Here is a 21,891-nt window from a genome sequence, read left to right as displayed (position 1 = left end):
TTTTAAAACAAAAATCATGAGAGCGATTTGGACAGGTTCGGTAAGTTTTGGGTTGATTAATATTCCGATAAAAATGTTTTCGGCTGTAGAGGAAAGCAGTCTAGATATGGATATGCTAGATGCGAAAGATCATGCTAATATCAAATTTAAGCGTGTTAATGAAAATACGGGCAAAGAAGTAGATTACGCCAATATCGTAAAAGGATATAATTTGGATGGTAAATATATTATTCTGGAAGATTCTGATTTTGAAGCCGCAGATGCCATTAAAACCAAAACAATTGATATTGAAAGTTTTGCTTTCGAAAAAGAAATCCAAAGTATTTATTACGAACAGCCCTATTATCTCGAACCAGACAAAGGCGCAATGAATGCCTACGGATTGCTTCGCGATGCGCTTGAAGCTTCAGGAAAAGTAGGCATTACAAGATTTGTACTGCGAAATAAAGAAAGCCTAGCAATTTTAAAACCGTACAAAAATGTGATTGTTTTAAACCGAATTCGGTTTGAACAGGAAATTAGAAGTACGAGCGAATTGAAGCTGCCACCAATGTCCAAAAAAGCGACAAAAGAAATGGATATGGCAGAAAAACTGATAGATCAGCTAACAGAGAAGTTTGATATTTCTGGGTTTAAAGATGAATATACAGCCAAGCTTTTGGATATCATTAAAAAGAAAGCCAAAGGAAAACCGCAGAAAGCTGCTCCAAAACTAAAAGTGGTACACAAACAAAGCGACGATTTAATGGAAATGCTGAAAGCCAGTCTCGAAAACAAAAAGAAAAAATCGTCTTAACTATTTTGACTATTTTCCAGTTTGTGAATAATCTTTTTAATATTGGCGCCTTTAGATAAAACGGGTTTCCATAAATCGCCTTTTTTCTCAAATCGCTTTAATACATTTTTGATGGTAAATTGCGATGGATGCAGTTTATCATTTACTTCATTCCATTCTAAAGGCGTAGAAACTGTTGCACTAGGCTTTGGACGGACAGAATACGGCGCTGCCAAAGTTTGTCCGCGTCGGTTTTGTAAAAAATCGATGTACAGTTTATTTTTCCTTTTTTTGATGCTCCTATCAACCGAAGTAATATCAGGAAGTCTGGAATGTACTTCTTTGGCAATTAACTCGGCTAAAATTTTAATCGAATCATAATCGTATTGCGCGCCAAGCGGAATATAAATATGAAGTCCAGAAGCGCCCGAAGTTTTACAGAGGCATTCGGTTTCCAATTCGTCTAAAACTTCTTTTACAACCAAGGCCGTCTGAACCACTTGTTTAAAATCGTCTTTGGCGGGATCTAAATCAATTACGAGCCAATCTGGATTCTGAATATGTTTGATGGTCGAGTTCCACGGATTCATTTCGATACAGCCTAAATTGGCCATATAAAGCAGCGTTTCTTTATTATTGCAGATCAGATAATCAATATCAGCATTGTTGGATTCTGAGAAGATTTTTTTTGTTTTAAGCCATTTCGGAATTTTATCAACATCAACATCTTTCTGATAAAAACTAGGAGAATCAATTCCGTTCGGGAAACGGTTCATCGACTCTGGGCGGTCTTTTAAATAGGGCAAAATCAGTTCTGAAACTTCATTATAATATTGCACAATATCGCCTTTTGTAATCTTATCTTTTGGAAAATAAATTTTATTCTGATTAGTGAGATGCAAAGTCGTTTTACCAATTTTTAAATCATAATCGTTCTCGTTTTTTTCCTTTTTATTTTCTGGTGTAATGGTCATTTCATCTGAATTTAGTTGAGTTAAATCTTCTTTTTTAAAGGATAAAAAAACTTCCTCCGCCTTTTTATCAATCCTTAATCCAAGATAAACTGGATGTCTTAAATGTTGATCTTGTGTCCACTCCGAAAATTTCACCTGACATACGACTTTTGGTTTTATCCATTGAATTGGGTCGCGCAAAGGAACTTTTTCATCAAGCGGAGATTTTTCAATAAAATGCGGTTTTAGTTTAGTGTATAATTCTTTAAGGATTGCTTTTGTAAAGCCAGTTCCGCATTTGCCAATATAATGCAGCTTTTTGCCATCATATTGGCCAAGTAAAAGAGCGCCAAAATACTTTCTCGAATTTTTAGGTTCCGTGATTCCAATAATAATTGCTTCTTCTTCATTGGCGGTTTTTATTTTAAGCCAGTTGGAACTTCTTCTATTTACAGTATAAGTGCTATCAGATTTTTTGGCAATGATTCCTTCTGTTTTGTTTTTAACCGCTTTTTCAAATTGTTGTATTCCGTCGCCAACGGTATGTTCAGAATAAAAAACATTCGAAAAAGAATACTTATTGAAGAGAATTTTCAACAGTTCTTTTCGTTCCAGAAGCGATAATTCGGTAATTAGATTTCCATCCAAATTCAATAAATCAAAAACATAATACTTAAGATTTCCAATCCCAGTTTTCATATAGTTTTGAAGCAGCTGGAAATCGGCTTTACCAGCATCATTTTCCACGACAACTTCGCCATCGAAAACTACATTATGATCTATTTGTTGTAATTCTTCGGCGATTGGTTTGAAATTTTCAGTAAAAGAAAGCTGATTTCTGCTGAATAAATCTGCATGCTGCGCATTAATGACAGCAATCGTCCTATAGCCATCGTATTTATTTTCGAAAATCCATTCTTCATTATCAAAAGGTTTTTCTCGTAAGCTGGCTAGCATGGGTTTTAGAAATTCAGCTTTTTCGGTTTTTGGATTGGTCTTTTTTTTTACAGCTTTTTTCTCAGCCGTTTTTTCTTCTGTTTTTGAAGCCTGTTTTTCAGATTTTGCTATCAGCTGTTCCAAACTTCTTTTAGAAATAACCGATTTGTCTTTTTCTAAAATATCAGCATCAGAAGCATATTGATCTTTTTTCTTGATTAAAAGCCAGGCATTTTCCTGTTTTCCGTGAAGTTTCACTAGAGAAAATTCACCTTTCAGTTTTTTGCCTTTTAAAATAAAACTCAAACGGCCTTTTTCGAGATCACTCAGCAATTGTTTTTCGTCCGAAACTGTTTTTTCATCAGAAGTATACGTTCCGTTATCCCAAACGATTACAATTCCAGCACCATAGTTTCCTTCTGGAATTGTGCCTTCAAAATCCTTGTAACTGTACGGATGATCTTCGACCATCATGGCTAGACGTTTTACCTCAGGATCCATTGACGGACCTTTTGGCACTGCCCAGCTTTTTAAAACACCATCCATTTCTAACCTAAAATCGTAATGAAGATGCGATGCAGCATGCTTCTGCACGACAAAAATCAGTTCGTCTTCCGATTTCTCCACTTTGCCTTTAGGTTCTCTAGTTTGTTTAAAATCTCTTTTTTGGTTGTATTTAGACAGTGACATAAGTTTTCAAAAGAATTAAAGTGGTTAATGATATAGAGTAAAGCGTCGTTGCTGTGACAGCAAAAATAATATGGGCAAAGAACAGCTGAATATAATAACCTTTAAAATCAATTGGGGGTTGATGATCGGTCATTTTAAATATGATAATCCAGCTGAGTATGCCAATTACACCACTGATAACTCCTAGTAGGAGAGCATTGAGTGGAGAAACTGGTAATATATTCTTTACCCATACTATTTTGATATTCCATAACATTAGAAGATCAATTATAACATAAAAATTAAATAAGTCTTTTTGAATTAAAACTCTATTTCAAAGTTACTTTCAAAAAGGTTTTTTCTGTTATAGGATTAAATTTAGCGCTTATATAATTATAAGTAAAATATTGATTTTCATATATGTTATAATTTGAATGTTATAATCCTTAAGCTGAATTGTATAAGTTTTAGCTTGAAAAGCGATCTAACTTTGTTAGCCTATTGTTTGAGAAATACCTCACAAGCTTCATTGAATGATAAATGTAAAATCAACAGAAAATGAAAAATTCAAAAAAAACAAATCAAGACAATTCTGATGGAAAACAGAACGATTTAGAACAGAATAAATCAAATGCCGAGAACGAATTTTTAACCACCAACCAAGGCGTTAAAATAAACGATAATAACAATTCTTTAAAGTCAGGAGAAAGAGGCCCTTCTCTTTTAGAAGATTTCATATTACGAGAAAAAATTACCCATTTTGATCACGAAAGAATTCCAGAACGTATTGTTCATGCGCGAGGTTCGGGAGCGCATGGTTATTTTGAATTGTACAATAGCGTGGAAAAATATACCAAAGCAGGCTTCTTAAACGATAAGAGTATCAAAACACCAGTTTTTGTTCGATTCTCGACTGTTGCTGGTTCTAGAGGATCTACCGATTTAGCTCGAGATGTTCGCGGTTTTGCTGTTAAATTTTATACGCAGGAAGGCGTTTTTGATTTGGTCGGAAATAATATGCCTGTATTTTTTATTCAGGATGCCATGAAATTTCCAGACTTGATTCATGCTGTTAAAGCAGAGCCGCACAATGAAATTCCGCAGGCTGCTTCGGCACATGATACCTTTTGGGATTTTATTTCGCTAATGCCAGAATCCATGCACATGATTATGTGGGTAATGAGCGACAGGGCGATTCCAAGAAGTTTAAGAATGATGGAAGGTTTTGGAGTGCATACTTTTAGATTTATTAATGAGAAAAATGAATCGCATTTTGTAAAATTTCATTGGAAACCAAAATTAGGCACACACGGAGTTGCTTGGGATGAAGCACAGAAAATATCAGGAAAAAATTCAGATTTTCATAAACAGGATTTATGGGAAGCCATAGAAGCAGGAAATTTTCCAGAATGGGAATTAGGGGTTCAGATTATTCCTGAAAGCGATGAACATAAATTTGATTTTGATTTACTTGATCCCACCAAATTAGTTCCAGAAGAATTGGTTCCTGTAACGATTGTTGGAAAAATGGTTTTGAATAAAAATCCAGATAACTTTTTTGCAGAAACTGAACAGGTGGCTTTTCACCCTGGACATATAGTTCCTGGAATTGATTTTTCAAATGATCCTTTATTGCAAGGAAGATTATTTTCGTATACCGATACGCAATTATCAAGATTAGGAAGTCCAAACTTTCACGAAATTCCAATTAATAGAACCATTGCGCCAATGCACAATAATCAGCGTGATGGACACATGCGTCAGGAAATTGCAAAAGGTAAAGTGAGTTATCATCCAAATTCTTTAGGAGGCGGATGCCCATTTCAAGCCAAAATGGATCAGGGCGGATTTGTAAGTTTTAATGAACGAGTAGATGCTCATAAAGTACGTGCGAGAAGTAACAGTTTTTCGGATCATTTTAGTCAGGCGGCGCTTTTTTACAACAGCCAAACGTCTATAGAACAAGATCATATTGCTAGTGCTTTGTCTTTTGAATTGGGAAAAGTAGAAACGGTTTCGATTAGAGAAAGAATGCTCGGACTTTTAAATCAGGTAAATACTGATTTAGCATCAAAGGTTGCTAAAAATTTAGGAATTCCAGTTCCGAAAAATGTTGAAAAACCAATAAATCATGGGGTAGGGGCAGATGATGAAGGAAATCAAGAACCGTCAAAAGTAAAACCGAATGTAGGAAGTTCAGATGCTTTGAGTATGCTTAAAAATCCAACCATTTCCAATACAATTGCAACTCGACAAATAGCTTTTTTATGTACTGACGGCGTAAGTGCAGATTCAATAAAAGTAATGAAAACGGCCTTGCAAAATGCAGGAGCAAAAGCCGTTATTATAGCACCGCATCTAGGAACTATTGTTTCTGCAGAAGGAACAGAAATTCCAGTAGATCAGACATATAAAATTGCGGCATCGGTACTTTTTGATGGTGTCTTTATTCCAAGTGGAAAAGGAATTGCAAATCTTTCGAAAATAAAAGAGGTAAAAGAGTTTTTAAATGATTCGTATCATCACTGTAAATTTATTGCAGCTGAAGCCGAAGGAGTACAGGTCTTAAAAAATAACAGTGATATAAAATCTAAAGACCCTGGAGTTTTGACAAGTGAAAATGGGGCAGACAAATTGCTAGCTACTTCGTTTATAAAAGCTTTGGGAAGACATCGTTTTTGGGAAAGAGAAAAAAGTCTGTAATAAAATGAAAATGGCTGTCTTTTGCGACAGCCATTTTTTTTAGAATAAAACAATTATTCTGTGCACATTTATATTCCAATATAACCCATGGTTGAAACCACGCGCTATGTTTTGTTTTATGGATTGAAAAATTATTTCTCTAGAATTATTTCCAAACTCTCACTCAAAATAGAAACGGCTTTTTCCATTTCTTCTTTCTCCAAATGTCCAAATCCTAAACGGGTCGCGGTGAGGTTTTTGCTTTGATATAAAATGGTTTTTGGCAGAAACAAACCATGTTTAGAACATTCTTTTTGAAACTGAATCAGATTAAAATGATCCAGCCATTCGACCCAAATTGCCAATCCTCTTGGTGGCACTTTAAACTTGATTTTGCCTTTAAGTTTTTCATTTAGAATTGAAACAAAATGATCGCGTCGTTCTTTATAGATTTTTTTATTTTTCTTAGAAAGACGGTGCACTTCGCCTTCGGTAATCCATTCGGTAAGAACTTGTTCTTTTATGACATCAATTCTGGGTTCTAAGATGTTTTGATGCTTTTCGAGTTCTTTGATAAATTCGGCAGGTGCCGCAACAAAACCGTAGCTAAAACCAGATGGTAGTGATTTTCCGAAAGAACCAATATAAACTACTTTCTGATTTGAGTCAAAAGCAGCCAATGGCAAAACAGGATTATTATCATAATGAAATTCAAAATCGTAATCGTCTTCCAAAATCACAAACCCGTATTGATTGGCCAATTCCAGCACTTCGATTCTTTTTTTAGCGCTAAGCGAAATAGTGGTTGGATAATGATAATTGGATGTCAAATATAAAACCCTGATTTTGGTTGTTTCGCAGATTTCTTTTAGCTTTTTGGTGTCAATTCCATCTTCATTTACCGGAATAGAAATGATCTGCGCTCCCGTATTGGTCAGCGTCATGTTTGACATATAATATCCCGGCGAAGCTACGATGACTTTATCGCCTGGAGTAATAAGCACTTTTGTAACCAGATACAAAGCGATTTCGTGACTGCTTGTTGTAAGAAGGTTAGAAGTCGAAATACGAATTCCACGGGTAAGATTGAGATAATTGGAAAAATGAGTTTTAAAATTCGAATGCGAACGAAGTTCTATCTGTTCGTAAGTTTTAGAGGTTTTTCGTCTTTTTAATTTCGAAACATATAATCTGGCCAAAACATCGGTTTGAACCAATCGTAAATCGGGCATTCCGTCATTAAATTGATATGGCAAATTGCTAATTTCAATCGGACTTTCAAGAATAGTAGAACGCTGAAAACTAAAGCCGATATTATCTGAAGTGGTATTTTGTTCTTTCGAAATACTAAATTCAGCTTTGTTTTTTTGTTTTTGCTGAGATAAAATGAAAGTTCCTTTGTTGGGAAGTGTTTCAATCCAACCTTGTGATTCTAAATCCTGAAAGGCTTTGATTAAAGTGTTTCGGTTAACAGAAAGCACTTTACATAAAATTCTAGTGCCAGGAAGTTTAGTACCTTCGGGAAGAAACCCCGTTTGTATGGCTTTGATAAATTCAAAAACAAGCTGCAGATAAATAGCAGTGCTTTGTTCTGGTTTAAGCTGAATAAAGCTTTTAAAAGGAATTTCAACCGGACTATCCATAATTTATAAACTGACACTTTTTATTAGTACGGCAAGATACTGCTTTTCTAAAAATTTTTAGAAAAAAAGAAAAGGGATCTTACCTAAATAAGTGCCAGAACGATGACCAAATCAAACTATTAAGTCCGGCTGAAATTATTTAATTCATTCCGTAGGAATGTCTCATTGGTAGAATTAAAAATTTGTATTGCGGTTATACGTTCCGTAGGAACGTTTGGTTGGTAAAACAGAACGCTGTTATATAAAATCAGGTGTTCCTCTGGAACACAATGCAAAATGACATATTCTTTTTCTACCGACCAGATATTCCTACGGAATATTACATTGTAACTCGTTGTGGTAATTTATTATAATCTTAATTACACTTTAAAAATCAGTTTCTTTTTGTAGAAAATCCATAAAATGAATGACCAGAAAACAGCATAAGATAAAGCATAAGCGAGTGATGCATTTAATGGGTTTTCAAAACAAGGAATAATTCCATGATTATAAATATACGCTTGAAGCCCAATTTCTTCTCCAGCTTTTTCGGGATCGGCTACTTTTATGCCACTTAAAACTCTCGGAATTATTCCAGAAAAGAAAAATACGATCATTGGGTTTACACCCCAAATCAGGAATAATTTCGTCCATTTTTTATGTCCTTTAATATCGATTATATAATACAAAAGCGTTAAACATAATGTTGCAATTCCGGCTGTGTATAAAACATAAGAACTTGTCCAAAGTGATTTGTTAATAGGGAAGAAGATGTTCCAAATTAAGCCTCCAATTACTAAAGCAGTTCCTGCAATGGCGGTCTTTTTTACAATTTCCATTTTATCAATAGATAAATTTAACAGCTGACCAATGTACATTCCTAGAATTCCAGTTCCAATGGCTGGCAAAGTGCTTAAGATTCCTTCTGGATCCCAAGTTTTAGATGAAGCCCATAAATGTCCGTTTAGAAGTGTATCGTCTATCCAAGCGGCAAGATTGGTTCCTTTGTCGAAATTGGCAGGACCAAATCCAGGAACGGGAACAAAAGCCATTACAAGCCAATATCCAATTAAAAGTGTGGCTAAAACTAAAAGCTGTGTTTTTAAATTAGTCTTTAAATACAAAATAGAAGTAAAGAAATACACAATGGCAATTCGCTGCAAAACGCCTGGAATTCTGGTGTCTTCAAAATGTTCAAGTCCGCTAAATGATAATGAGATAAGAATTAGAAATACGCCAACGGCAAGAATGGTTTTGATTTTCATTGAAAAGTTTCCTAAAAGGGCATAAGCAACGGCAAAAGCAACTATCAATCGCAATCCCAATAATGGAATGCCTTCTAAACCAAATAAATGGATTCTGCTGAAAACACTTAAAAATAATCCTAAACAGAAGATTCGCAAAGAACGAACTAAAATTTTATTGAAAACACTTCCGTCAAAATGCTTCACAGGCATTGCAAACGGAATAGCCGTTCCCATAATAAAAACAAAAAACGGGAAAACTAAGTCAGTAGGCGTACAGCCATGCCATTCAGCATGTTCTAAAGGCGGATAGATAGATGACCAGCTTCCCGGATTATTGACAATCGTCATTAAGAGAATAGTAAATCCTCTAAAGACATCGAGTGAGGTTAAGCGTTCTTTTGTCATTGGGTTTTATAGTTTATGGTTGATAGTTTATGGTTGATAGTTTATGGTTGATAGTTTATGGTTGATGGTTTTGAGTTTATAGTTTGGGATTTGGAATTTAAAATTTGGAATTTATCTGATAATTGCATCTTGAATGATTTGCTGAATTTCTTCTCTGATTTTTCCTTTGGCTAATTTATTTTCGTCATTTACTACTTCTGGATACGTTCTGTTAGATAAGAATACATAAACAATTTCGGTTTCTGGATCTGCCCAAGCCATGTTGCCTGTAAAACCTGTGTGTCCAAAACTTGCTTCAGAAACACAGTCGCAGGTTGGTCCGCCTTTGTGTACTCTTTTATCAAATCCTAAACCCCTCAGGACACCTTGATTTTTGTAATAGCAAGTATTAAAAGCATCAAAAGTTTGTGGAGAAAAATATTGAATTCCGCCATAATTTCCTTTTTGAAGATAAAGCTGCATCATTTTGGCTACATCCATGGCATTAGAAAAAATTCCTGCGTGACCAGCGACTCCGCCTTCCATTGCGGCCGCCATATCGTGTACATAACCTTGAATAACCTGATGTCTGAAATAGTTATCAATTTCGGTTGGTGCAATATTGCTTTTGTCAAATTTGTCTAATGGATTATAAAGCGTATTAGTCATTCCTAAAGTGCTGTAGAAATTTTCTTGACTCAGTTCTTCTAGTTTTTTATGTGTTTTTCTTTCTAAATATTCTTTTAAAATGATAAAAGTAAAATCGCTGTATTTGTATTCTTTTTTTAGAGCTACAGGACTTTCAGCAATGATTTTCATAATCGTATCATGATAATCATTTCGAATGTAAAGATTCTCGGCAACTTTTGTTGTAAAACCGTTTTCTGCTGCTTTTCGATAGTATTTTTCAGAAGGCTGATTGTTGCTGTCTAAAGTTGCTTTGTAAAACGGAATCCACGCTTGAAGTCCTGCGTAATGGTTTAGCAAATCTTTGAAAGAGATATTTTCTTTGTTTGTTTTGGCAAAGAAAGGCAGCATGTCTTTTAGTTTGGTGTCCAGTTCTACTTTGTTTTTATCGTACAATTGCATCACATTTGGCAATGTTGAAATCATTTTTGAAATCGAAGCCACGTCGTATAAATCTGAATCGGTTACTTTTTTTCCGTTATCATAAGTTTGCGCTCCGTACGATTTCTGAAAAATAACATTTCCTTTTCGGGCAACTAAAACCTGCATTCCCGGTGCCATTTTACCATCAATTGCTTTTTGCGCTACGGCGTCTATTTGTGATAGAATTGCCGGATTCATATTTACATTTTCTGGAGCTGTAAAAGCCAGACGATTTAGTTTTTCGGTAGTTAATCCATCATTTACATGGAAAGCATCATTTATAGAAACAGGCAATTTTCCTTTGGCTTCAATGGCGCCAAAAAGCAATCCTGCCGAAACAACCTGACTAATATCTGAGTTTTGATACGAAACCACCAATCCTTCAATATCATCAAAATTATTAATAGACAATAACGAATAAGGCTTTGCAAAAATGTCTAGAATTACTTTGTTGTGTTTTGCAATTTCTTTTAGCCAAAGCATTTCTTGTAATGTAAATTCTTGTTTTTCCCAAGCTTTATTTACTTTATGATAACTGATAATAACCTTGTCAAATTTTTTCAATTCTTTGTTTAGACTGTCCAGATTGGTGTCTTTAACTTCTGTAATATTGGTATATTTTTTTAATGTCGAAACGAAAGCGCTATTGGTGTCTTCACCCAATTTTATATAGGCGATTTTTTCGCTTAAATCTTTTATCGGAAGAATTTCTTTTTCGTTTTTTAAAACCGTAATCGCATTTTCATACAATTTATAATGTAAAGCATCATTTTGCGACGGATTCAAATCATTGTACAAATTATTTAAATCAATCGGTTTGTATTTATTTAATCCTGCTTTGTATTTAAAATGAAGAATTTTTTTAACCGAATGTGACAATCGTTCTTCCGTAATTACTTGCGTATTGTACGCCTCTTCCAATTTCTGAAAAGCAACGGGTACATTTTCTGGACAAAGCAAAATATCATTTCCTGCTAAAATAACAGCGATTTCTAGATCTCCAGGACCTTTAAAGTTGGCAGCGCCTTTCATCGCCAAACCATCTGTAAAAATTAAGCCATTAAAACCTAACTCTTTTTGAAGCAGATTGGTAACCACATTATATGAAGCAGAAGAAGGACAATTCGGTTGTGATTCTAAACTCGAAATATTAAGGTGCGCGACCATAACAGAAGCAAGACCTTCGTCGAATAATTTTTTATATGGATATAGTTCGACTAATTCCATACGTTCTTTAGAAAAATTAACGGTCGGTAAAGCATGATGCGAATCAGTTGAAGTATCGCCATGTCCAGGAAAGTGTTTTCCGGTACAGAAAACGCCATTTCCTTGTATTCCTTTCATTAAAGCAAGCGCTTTTTCGGTTACATTGACTTTATCTTCACCAAAAGAACGGTTTCCGATAATTGGGTTTTTCGGATTGGTATTAATATCCAAAACTGGTGCAAAATTGAAATGAACGCCGATTCGTTTGTTTTCGGCTGCCATATTTTTCCCCACATTTTCAATTAAACTTAAATCCTGAATTGCGCCCAAAGTCATATTCCAAGGATAGCGATATGTAGAGTCCAATCTCATGGCTAATCCCCATTCGGCATCGATTCCGATCATCAAAGGTACTTTTGCTTTTGACTGATATAAGTTGGTTAATTTCGCTTGACGAACTGGTCCGCCCTGAAAGAAAATAACGTTTCCTATTTTATAATCTTCAATCATTTTACTGATCTGATTAACGTGTACAGAATCTTTGTTGGAATAGGCAGAAACCATAAACAATTGTCCGATTTTTTCCTGTACCGTCATTTTATTGTAAATGCTGTCAACCCAAGCCGTTTCTTTATCAGAATCTTTAAAGAAAGTTTTTTTGTCTGAAGTGTTTTTTTGTACGTAAACAACAGTGTCTTTTAAAGGAATATCCTTTTTGGCATCTGCTGCGCCATTATTTTTTTTGGATGCGCAATTGGTAATTAAAAATATAAAAGCGGCGTATAAACTGATTTTTATAAATGGATTTTTCATATCGTTTTTTTAAGAATCAATTTGAGTTTAATGCATTTAAATTTAAATTGATTCATCAATAGTATTAAGCTGAATTAGAAACTTATTTCTTTTTCACTGCGTGAACTGGTTATAAATAATCCTAAATAAGTAATTAATCCGTTTAGTATAATTAATTCATTATCAAAAACATATCCTGCGAATAAAACTTTAGAATATTCATTGATGAAATAGGTGAATAATGGAGAAAGCAAGCAGATAAACGGAACTAGTTTGTCGTTTACATGTCTTGATTTTTGAAACAAACCAAAAGCGTATAATCCTAATAATGGACCGTAAGTGTAAGAGGCAACTTTAAAAATCATTCCGACTACCGAACTGTCATTGATTGAGTTGAAAATCAAGATGATAAAAAATACTAAAATAGAAAAACTGATATGTACTAAATGTCTAATTCTTACCGTGTTTTTTTTATGGCTGTTTTCTGCTTTGTCCATGCCTAAAAAGTCAACGCAAAAAGAAGTTGTTAAGGCTGTTAAGGCAGAATCGGTAGTTGCAAAAGTGGCAGCAATAATTCCCAATAAAAATACAATTGCGGGAACAAGCGCTAAATGGTTTAAAGCAATTTCAGGGAAAAGTAAATCGGTTCTTGGTTTTCCGGTAACTAAATCGGTTGGAACAGCTATTCCGTTTTTGTTTGCATATATATATAACAACGCTCCAACACTCAAAAAGAAAATATTAATGATAACAAAGATTCCTGTAAAAGTGAACATGTTTTTTTGTGCTTCGCCAATGTTTTTACAGCTCAAGTTTTTTTGCATTAAATCTTGATCTAGACCGGTCATAGCGATAGTTACGAACATTCCGCCCAAAATTTGTTTTACAAAATGGAATTTACTTCCCGTAAAATCATCAAAGAAAAAGATCTTAGAATAATTGCTGTTTTTTACTTCTTCAAATGCGGTGATGGCAGTTAAATCCATACGATCACAAATGAAATAGATCGTAAGAAAAACAGAAGTTACCAAAAAGAAAGTCTGTAAAGTATCTGTTATAATAATTGTTTTTAGTCCGCCTCGATATGTGTAAGAGAAGATTAACAACAATGAAATTAAAACAGTAAACGCAAAAGGAATATGATAAAAATCGAACACAAAACGCTGTAAAACGATCACGACCAAATACAATCTGAAAGCAGAACTTATCGTTCGGCTGATTAGGAAAATAGAAGCTGCTGTTTTGTAGCTGAAAAAGCCCATTCTTTGCTCTATATATCCATAAATCGAAGTCAGATTCATTCTGTAATATAAAGGCAGTAAAAGTTTTGTAATGACAATAAAACCAAGTGCATTTCCTAAAACAAACTGAAAATATTTAAATTGCTCACCGCTTGGTGCGCCAACTTCTCCAGGAACAGAAATGAAAGTTACTCCTGAAAGCGCTGTTCCGATCATTCCGAAAGCCACTAAATACCATTTTGAATTTTTATTGGCAGTAAAAAAAGCTTCATTTCCGCTGTCTTTTCTGCTGACTCTGTGCGATATATAGAACAATGTTCCGAAATAAACGATAATAAGGAGAAGGATGGTACTTGGTGTCATTTTATAGTTTTGGTGATTTTTGGTTTTTATAAATAACTCAGATAAAGAAGATTTTTTAATTGACCTGACGGATTTTACTCTGTCAGGTCGGTGTTAAAAACTCCAAAAAATGAATTTATCCAGTTTTTGAATTTGTATAAATCTATAAAAAGATTTTGATAGTGTGGTTTTTAGTTTTCCTGATTTTTGGTGTGCGCTAATAAAACAGCTCGTACACTTTTATGTTTTTGCAGTAATTCTTCGGCAACTTCATATTCAATAGCAAGTTCTTCCATAATCATCTTGATGCCGCGTTTCACCAATTTTTCGTTAGACAGCTGCATATCAACCATTTTGTTGCCTTTTACTTTTCCTAATTTGATCATTACCGAAGTAGAAATCATATTTAAAGTAAGTTTTTGAGCCGTTCCTGCTTTCATTCTCGTGCTTCCTGTTAAGAATTCAGGACCTACAATTAACTCAATCGGATAATCAGCTTCTTGAGCGATTAGTCCATTGCTGATACAAGAAATACTTCCTGTTTTAATGTTGTGTTCTTTAGCTTTTTTCAAAGCGCCTAAAACGTATGGAGTATTGCCAGAAGCAGCAATTCCGATAATCATATCTAAGCTTGAAATTTCGAATTTTGCCAAATCTTTCCATGCTTGTTCGGTATCATCTTCTGCATTTTCTACCGCTTTTCTAATAGCTGTGTCTCCGCCGGCAATAATTCCGATAATCATATCATGGGGAACACCAAAAGTTGGCGGACACTCCGATGCATCTAAAATTCCGATTCTCCCAGATGTTCCCGCTCCAATATAAAATAATCTTCCACCCAACTGCATTTTTTTTACAATGGCTTTAACCAGTTTTTCTATTTTAGGAATTTGCTCTTCAATAATATGCGGAACTTTTTTGTCTTCTGTATTAATGTTTGTAAGAAGTTCTTTCACGCTCATTTGATCCAAGTCTTTGTACAAAGATTCTTGTTCCGTTTCAGGATTTTTATTTTTCATTTTTCTTTTTTTTGATTATTGAAACCGAGATTTTTCTACTATCAGGCTTCTCTATTTTTACATTAATAGTTTGATATTTTTATTTAGAATAGAATTTAATTTTAAAAACATAGAAACACAGGTTTTGATTTTTGTTTAAAAAGGTAACCAATCTTTAAAAAGCAAACCAAAGAGAACTACATTTCTGCATAGCAATATATATGTGTGTGTTTATGCTAATGAAACGCTTTTTTGTAAGTCTATCAAAGTCTATGTTTCTATTGTTTAAAAAATTTAGTCTAAGAGAACTGAATTAGAAATGTTATTTATAAATCAGATATTTTGTTCGCATTTTTTTGAAAGATTCTAGATCTTTCTTCCAAGATTGTCTTATCTGAGCTTCAGAAACGCCGCTTTCAATTTGCTGCTGTAATTTTTTTGTTCCTGCCAGTTTGGTAAAAAATGCATTAAAGAATTTTGTTTTATCGCTGGTATTCTGATACGCTTTAATAAGCCATTTCAGTTCTAATTGTTTCAATTTCGGATAAGCAGTCAAATCTTCGCCAAAACATTCTTTTCCATTGTATAAAGGATCTTTTGCGCCAAAATTGGGTTTTGGAGTAAAACTGAAATTGGTTTTGGTTAAATACGGGGAGCCGTAGATTTGAAACTGTTTCTCAGTTCCGCGCCCCATACTTACGTTTGTTCCTTCAAAAAGGCATAAACTGGCATATAGATTAATAGACTGATCGTTAGGCAAATTCGGAGATGGTTTTACCAATAAACTGTACGGCATTGTTCTGCTGTAATCTACACAAGGAATAACGGTTAGTTTACATTGATCACCATCTTTTAGCCATTTTTCTCCATTTACCATTTGCGCATATTCCCCAATTGTCATTCCGTGAAGGAGCGGAATAGGGTGCATGCCAACAAAACTGGTAAATTCTTTTTCTAAAAGCGGTCCGTCTACGATAGAACCATTTGGATTTGGACGATCAAAAACAATAAGCGGAATGTTATTTTCTGCGCAAGCTTCCATTACATAATGCAAAGAAGAAATGTAGGTATAGAATCGTGCTCCTACATCTTGCAGGTCAAAAATCATGACATCAATTCCAGATAACTGCTCTGGTTTTGGTTTTTTATTTTCGCCATAAAGCGAAATAATTGGCAAGCCTGTTTTGGGATCTTTTCCGTCAACGATATGTTCGCCGGCATCGGCTGTTCCTCTAAATCCGTGCTCGGGAGCAAAAATAGTCTGAACAGTAATTTTTTTCTCCAATAGAAAATCTACTACATGAGTTTTGTCAGATAAAATTCCGGTTTGGTTGGTTACAATTCCAACTTTTTTATCCTTTAAAAGCGGCAGGTATTTTTCGTAATTGTCAGCACCTGTTTTTATAACAGCGTAATTGCTATCTACTGAAATAATAGTTTTATTGGGCTGAATGACTGCCGAATAAGACGGAGTATAAAACAGAAATGCTGTAACAAAAGCACTTTTTGCTATAAATTTTATCATTTTAATACAGTTATTAGTTAGAGACAAAATGGACTAATAAAATTAAGATTTTATCGGAGAATATATGATTGTTTTTGGTAGACTGGGGAATCTAAAAACTAACAAGATACAACCTGAATGAACAGGTTTTTTGGGGTCACAATTTGTTTTAAAAAAGTGTTTTTAAAATACTGCCTCCGAAAAGTCTCACGTCGGAGGCAGTTTTATTAAATTTGGTTTTTTCAGTTTTTACCGAATTACCAACCTGGATTTTGTTTTAATTCTACACCTTGAGCTTTGTATAAATCAATGTCATTCGTTGGAATGTTCATTAAATAATGCTTAGGTTCAAAAGTTCTTGTGCTTGCTGGGTATATTTTTACATATCCGTTTGCATCAACAACAGTTTGCGATCCAACTGGAGTTCCAATTCTAGCACCAAGATTAACGTCAGGGTTTTTATTTGTATCTAAATAATCACCTTTTTTCCAACGGTAAATATCAGCTTGTCTTAATGTTGTCCAGCTCATGAATTCAATTTGACGCTCACGACGAACTTCCCAAATTAACGGATTTACTACTCCAGTCAATTGTTCTAAAGAAGAAGTTCTTCTTGGGTCGTTAATTTGAACACCATTTGCAGAAGCATTTACTCCGTCAGTAGTCAAAGGAGCGATTCCGGCACGAGTACGCACTTTGTTGATTGATAAATCAAGATCTGCGTTTGTTGCAGTTCCTAATTCAGCACAAGCTTCAGCATAATTTAAATACACTTCACTTAAAGTGAATAATGGAGCATCGGTATAGTTGCGTCCTCCTGTAGTTACATCTGGACCTGTTGTAGCAGGATTATTGTACAATTCAAATACATATCCAGACATTGAAACTAAAGCTGTTGTACCAAAAGGTTTTCCTTTGTAACCGTAGTTAGCAGGATTTACCGTTTTACTAAAACGAGGATCTCTGTTAGTGAATGTATTTGTAACATTGTCGTCTCCTGCGTATTGGCTGTTTCCAGCTTGTTGAATAGGCAATCCGTTTGTTGTTACATAACTGTCAGCAGCCCATTTTGTTAAACCGTACTGGATTGTTGAAGTGTTTGTATAGTTTTGAAGAGAGTGCATTAATACGTTTGTTAAATAACGTTTTGCTAATATCACCTCTGAATTTCCAAGTAATTCAACTGAGTTGTAAAGCCCTTTCCAATCTGCATTCAATTTGTAGCTTGGATTGTTCATAATCATCAAAGAAGCTGCTTTTGCTTTGTTAAGGTAAACGCTTCCATCTTGACCTAAATGGTATTTTCTGTAAGTACCTTCATAAATACAAGCATTGCTTAAGGCTGCGTAAGCTGTGTATTTATTTGCCGTAACGTTTTTGTCATCATTTACAAGCATCAAATCGGCTGCTTCTTGAAGTTCTGCAATTACGTTGTCCATAATTTCGGCTCTTGGTTTTGAAGGAGCATATACTGCAGCATCATCTTGAGCTAAATATTTGTCAGTGTAAGGCACATCTCCAAATTTTTGCACTAAACGGAAATAGGTATAAGCTCTAAAAAATTTAGCAACTCCAATGTAATGGTTCTTTTTTTCTGTCGACATGTTTACTGTCGGGATTTTTTCTAGCATTAGGTTGCAACGACGGATAAGCGTGTAATATTCATTCCAAGAATAAAGATTCGTAGTTGCAGCTGTAACTGGCATTTGGTAGAAAGTAAAGGCAGACAAGTTATCGTCAACTCTATAGTCGCTTCCATGATAGTAGAAGAACGAAAGTCCGATTGTAGTACCATTTCCATAACCATAAAAAGTATCATAATTAAGCCATGAAAAGGTTTTTACGTTGTCTTCTGACTGCCAAAAGTTATCGTTTGTAAATTTATCTGCAGGATCATCAGTAAGATAATCTGAACAGCTAACTGCGCTTCCTGCAAGTAAAGCAGTTGCAAACATTAGCAGAAACTTAGATTTTATATTGTATTTTTTCATTGTAAGAGTTTTGAATAGTTAGAAATTAGAAAGAGATATCAACACCAACTGACCATGTTTTTGTGTAAGGATAAGCTCTTCCCCAGAAAACTTCTGTTTCGTCAATTTCAGGATCTACAGGAAGACGTTTGTCTGCCCAAGTCGCAATATTTTCACCAGAAGTATATAATCGTACTTTTTCTAATCCTGCTTTTTTCACAAGAGCTGCTGGCAAGTTGTATCCGATAGTAAAGTTTTTAAGACGGAAATAAGACATGTCTAATAAATATCTTGTTGAAGTAACAAAGTTGTTCTGGCCTTGAGTACCAGACCCAAAAGTATTTGCTTCGTTACCATAATATGGATTTGGGAAATAAGCACCTGTGTTTTCTGGAGTCCAGTAATCTGCTTGGTTTGCATACATTTGCTGAGGCGCACGGAAGAAAGGCAATACAGCATCTGAAGCAGCCCAGTAATCACGTTTTCCAACTCCTTGGAAGAAAGTAGAAATATCAAATCCACGGAATTTACCACCCAATGTAATACCATATCTGTAACGAGGAGTTGAATTACCAATTTTTTTCAAATCTCCGTGATCGTCTGCAGTTCCCGCTCCACGAGTAATAGCTCCGTCACCATCTAGATCCACATAGTGAACGTCTCCAGCTCCGTATTTGAAGTTTCCACCCATTGTTTTAGAGTAGTCAACACCATTTACCGTTTTTCCGTTATTAGTAATTACGTCATCAGCCTGTAAAAGTCTATCACTTGTTAATCCCCAAATCTGGCCAATCTCGTAACCATCATAGTAAGGCTTAGTATCAGTGGTAACTAAAGCTAATAATTTAGAAGTGTTATTCCATTTTGTAATAACCGATTTAGAATCAGATAAAGCAACATCAACAAAAATAGAAGCAGTTTCGCTTAAATTTTTATTAAAGTTCAAAGAAAGCTCCCAACCTTGAGTTCTCATGTTTCCTGAGTTAGTTTGTGCAGAAGTCTGTCCAAATGAACCTGGAAGTGTTATACCAGGAGCAAGCATTCCTTTTGTATCACGTTGGTACCAGTCAAAAGAAGCACCAAGCATATCCAAAATTTTAATATCAATACCCACATCTTTAGTCATTACTTTTTCCCAAGTCAATGCAGGATCTACGTTAGTTGGTAAATTTGTAGAAGGCGGAAGAGTAGCACCGCTATTTACCCAAGAAGGGTTTTTAGCTGTCATGATCGATAAGAAAGCATTGTTTCCAACGTTTTGGTTACCGATTGATCCGATAGAACCACGCAATTTAAGATCGTTTAACCAGCTGCGTGTTCCTTCCATAAATTTCTCGTTCACAATTTTGTATCCTACAGAAGCAGAAGGGAAGAATCCCCATTGTTCGTTAGTTGGAAATCTTGAAGAACCATCATAACGAGCATTAAGCTCTACTAAATAAATTCCGTTGTAATCATAGTTTACACGGCCAAAGAAACCTGCAATCGAGTACTCTGTTACCGTTGGATTTAAATCTGTGTTTGCGGCTCCAGAAACAAATTGTTCACCAACTGCAAGGTTAAATTCTGGCTTAGATTTGTCCAAAAGCGTATTTCTTCTTGCGTAGTTGCGAGATAAATTTTGCCATTCTGAGTTGAAACCAGCTAAGAATTTGAAGTTATGCTTGTCAAATTGTTTTTTATAGTTACCATAAATGTTTACCACATTTGTAGTTGATTCTTGTTTTGATTGTCCAACAAAATCATTTCCTGTTTCTAGAGTTGCAGGAGTAGCGGTTTGAATCGTAGTGGCATCGTATGGCATTGCAGACCAGCTGTCCCATGCTAAGAATTTACCACCATTTTGTTTTCTGTTGTAATAATCGTTTACACTGCTAATTTCAGTGATAAGGTTTAAATCTTTTGTAATATCTGCCGTAAATCTAGCGCTTACTCTAGTATTACGTTTGTTATTTTCGTTTCTAGAAGCATTAGATAAATATCCTCCAGCTGTACGGAAATTGTATCCTCTGTAGGTTCCAAAATTCGGGAAATATTGCCCCCAACGAAGCGCATAACCAAAGTAACCTCCGTAACCAGTGTCATCAGTTCCAGAACCTCCATAATAGTTAAATGGCTGATCATAAGAACTGTTGATTGTCATTACTTTAAAATCTCCAGTAAGCCAATCTGCTAGTTTTGTTGTAAAACCTAAATTGATATTGATTCTTTGTCTTTTTTCCTGATTTACTCTTAACATACCATCTTGGTTAGTCAATCCGAACGAAGCAAAGAATGAACTTTTATCTCCTAAATTTCCTTGAGCAGAAATATTGTGTGTAGTTTGTAGCGCATTGCTTGCATATAATTCTTTGTTTGCATCCCAAACTCTATAGAAATAAGGAACACCATTTTTTATTTCCCAATCTTCTCCATAAACCATTTCATTACTGGTACGATTGTTTGCATATTTTTGTTTCCAGTTTTTAATTCCGTCTAACAAAATGCTGTAATTCTGACCGAAAATTTCCGGAGTAGAACCATCAGTTCTTGTTCCTGCGGCAATTAATCCTGGAATTTCTTCTGTTGGATCTAAGAATTTAAGTGTAGAAATTGGGTTTGTAAAAGCCGTATTGGCAGAATAAGAAAATCTCACTTTTCCTTCGCCTGTTTTTCCGCTTTTTGTAGTAATAAGAACAACTCCAAACGCAGCACGAGCACCATAGATAGATGCAGAAGCCGCATCTTTAAGTACAGACATCGTAGCAATATCATTTGGGTTAATTAATGATAAGTCGGTAGGAACACCGTCTACTAATATTAAAGGATCGTCTGAACCATTAATTGTACCCGCTCCACGAATGTTTATTTTTGCGGCACGGTTGATATTTCCTGAATTAAAATTAATGTTTACCCCCGGAGTAGTACCTTGTAAAGCTTTACTAACATCAGTTAAAGGTCTGCTTCCAATTGTTTTAGCAACATCAATATTGGCAACAGCTCCTGTTAAATTGGTTTTTTTCTGAGAAGCAAAACCTACAACAACAACTTCGTCTAGTTTCGAAGTGCTTTCTGTAAGACCAACATTTATTTTCTGTTGGCTTTCCACTTTAATTGATTGAGTTTCATAACCCATATAACTAAAGCTTAGAGTTCGTCCCGGTGCTACAGAAATGCTGTAGTTTCCATCAAAGTCAGTTGTAGTGCCATTATTTGTTCCTTGAATAACGACGCTGACTCCAGGAATTGGAATTCCGTCTGATTTGCTTTTTACTGTTCCAGTAACTGTTTTTGCTTGTCCAAATGCTGTTTGAATGCACAAAACCAACACTGAAATAAAGAGTAACTTTTTCATGATTAATCTGGTTTTTTATGGTTGTTGTTGAGCAAATATATTTATTAATTGCATATAAATGCGTTATTTTTGATTTTTTTTCGAAAAAAAAATTGAATAACGCAAAAAAACGCAAGTTTTACCTCA

General features: G+C 34.9%; 11 protein-coding genes. 2 read left to right on the top strand and 9 right to left on the bottom strand.

From position 1 onward, the window contains the following. The first annotated feature begins 16 nt into the window (after positions 1 to 16). Positions 17 to 796, top strand: coding sequence for a Ku protein (locus tag JC605_RS12765; RefSeq protein WP_198856558.1), 780 nt, complete (start codon positions 17 to 19; stop codon positions 794 to 796). Here JC605_RS12765 and ligD read toward each other — a convergent pair. Further along, the gene (gene ligD / locus JC605_RS12760; protein ID WP_198856557.1) at positions 793 to 3,354 is read right to left on the bottom strand and encodes a DNA ligase D; all 2,562 of its coding nucleotides are present in this window, start codon (positions 3,352 to 3,354) and stop codon (positions 793 to 795) included. The two genes, JC605_RS12765 and ligD, sit on opposite strands and share 4 nt — an antisense overlap. A 537-nt stretch (positions 3,355 to 3,891) precedes the next feature. Between ligD and JC605_RS12755 the strand changes: the two genes are divergently transcribed. After that, positions 3,892 to 6,036 carry a catalase gene (locus JC605_RS12755; RefSeq protein WP_198856556.1) on the top strand — a complete coding sequence of 715 codons (2,145 nt, stop codon included), beginning with the start codon at positions 3,892 to 3,894 and terminating at the stop codon, positions 6,034 to 6,036. Positions 6,037 to 6,167: 131 nt separating this feature from the next. Here JC605_RS12755 and JC605_RS12750 read toward each other — a convergent pair whose 3' ends face one another. The 8 genes from JC605_RS12750 to JC605_RS12715 form a co-directional block, all read right to left on the bottom strand. Then, positions 6,168 to 7,658, bottom strand: a complete 1,491-nt coding sequence (locus tag JC605_RS12750; RefSeq protein WP_198856555.1) for a PLP-dependent aminotransferase family protein — start codon at positions 7,656 to 7,658, stop codon at positions 6,168 to 6,170. A gap of 359 nt (positions 7,659 to 8,017) precedes the next feature. After that, positions 8,018 to 9,289, bottom strand: a complete 1,272-nt coding sequence (locus JC605_RS12745) for an acyltransferase family protein (RefSeq protein WP_198856554.1) — start codon at positions 9,287 to 9,289, stop codon at positions 8,018 to 8,020. 111 nt (positions 9,290 to 9,400) lie between these two features. After that, positions 9,401 to 12,397, bottom strand: coding sequence for a glycoside hydrolase family 3 N-terminal domain-containing protein (locus JC605_RS12740; protein ID WP_198856553.1), 2,997 nt, complete (start codon positions 12,395 to 12,397; stop codon positions 9,401 to 9,403). Between the two features lie 74 nt (positions 12,398 to 12,471). Beyond that, positions 12,472 to 13,980: a sodium:solute symporter gene (locus JC605_RS12735; protein WP_198856552.1), complete on the bottom strand. Its 1,509-nt coding sequence runs from the start codon at positions 13,978 to 13,980 to the stop codon at positions 12,472 to 12,474. 170 nt (positions 13,981 to 14,150) lie between these two features. Beyond that, the gene (gene murQ, locus JC605_RS12730; protein WP_198856551.1) at positions 14,151 to 14,978 is read right to left on the bottom strand and encodes an N-acetylmuramic acid 6-phosphate etherase; all 828 of its coding nucleotides are present in this window, start codon (positions 14,976 to 14,978) and stop codon (positions 14,151 to 14,153) included. Between the two features lie 301 nt (positions 14,979 to 15,279). Further along, positions 15,280 to 16,482 carry an exo-beta-N-acetylmuramidase NamZ domain-containing protein gene (locus JC605_RS12725; protein WP_198856550.1) on the bottom strand — a complete coding sequence of 401 codons (1,203 nt, stop codon included), beginning with the start codon at positions 16,480 to 16,482 and terminating at the stop codon, positions 15,280 to 15,282. Positions 16,483 to 16,718: 236 nt separating this feature from the next. Next, on the bottom strand, positions 16,719 to 18,452 hold the full coding sequence (locus JC605_RS12720) for a RagB/SusD family nutrient uptake outer membrane protein (RefSeq protein WP_198856549.1): 1,734 nt from the start codon (positions 18,450 to 18,452) through the stop codon (positions 16,719 to 16,721). 25 nt (positions 18,453 to 18,477) lie between these two features. Further along, positions 18,478 to 21,765, bottom strand: coding sequence for a TonB-dependent receptor (locus JC605_RS12715; protein WP_198856548.1), 3,288 nt, complete (start codon positions 21,763 to 21,765; stop codon positions 18,478 to 18,480). Positions 21,766 to 21,891 lie beyond the last annotated feature (126 nt).

It is taken from the genome of Flavobacterium sp. IB48, assembly GCF_016405855.1.
Classification (GTDB): domain Bacteria; phylum Bacteroidota; class Bacteroidia; order Flavobacteriales; family Flavobacteriaceae; genus Flavobacterium; species Flavobacterium ginsengisoli.
The sequence above is the reverse complement of the archived record's forward strand: the minus strand, read 5'-3'. Positions and strand labels throughout refer to the sequence as shown.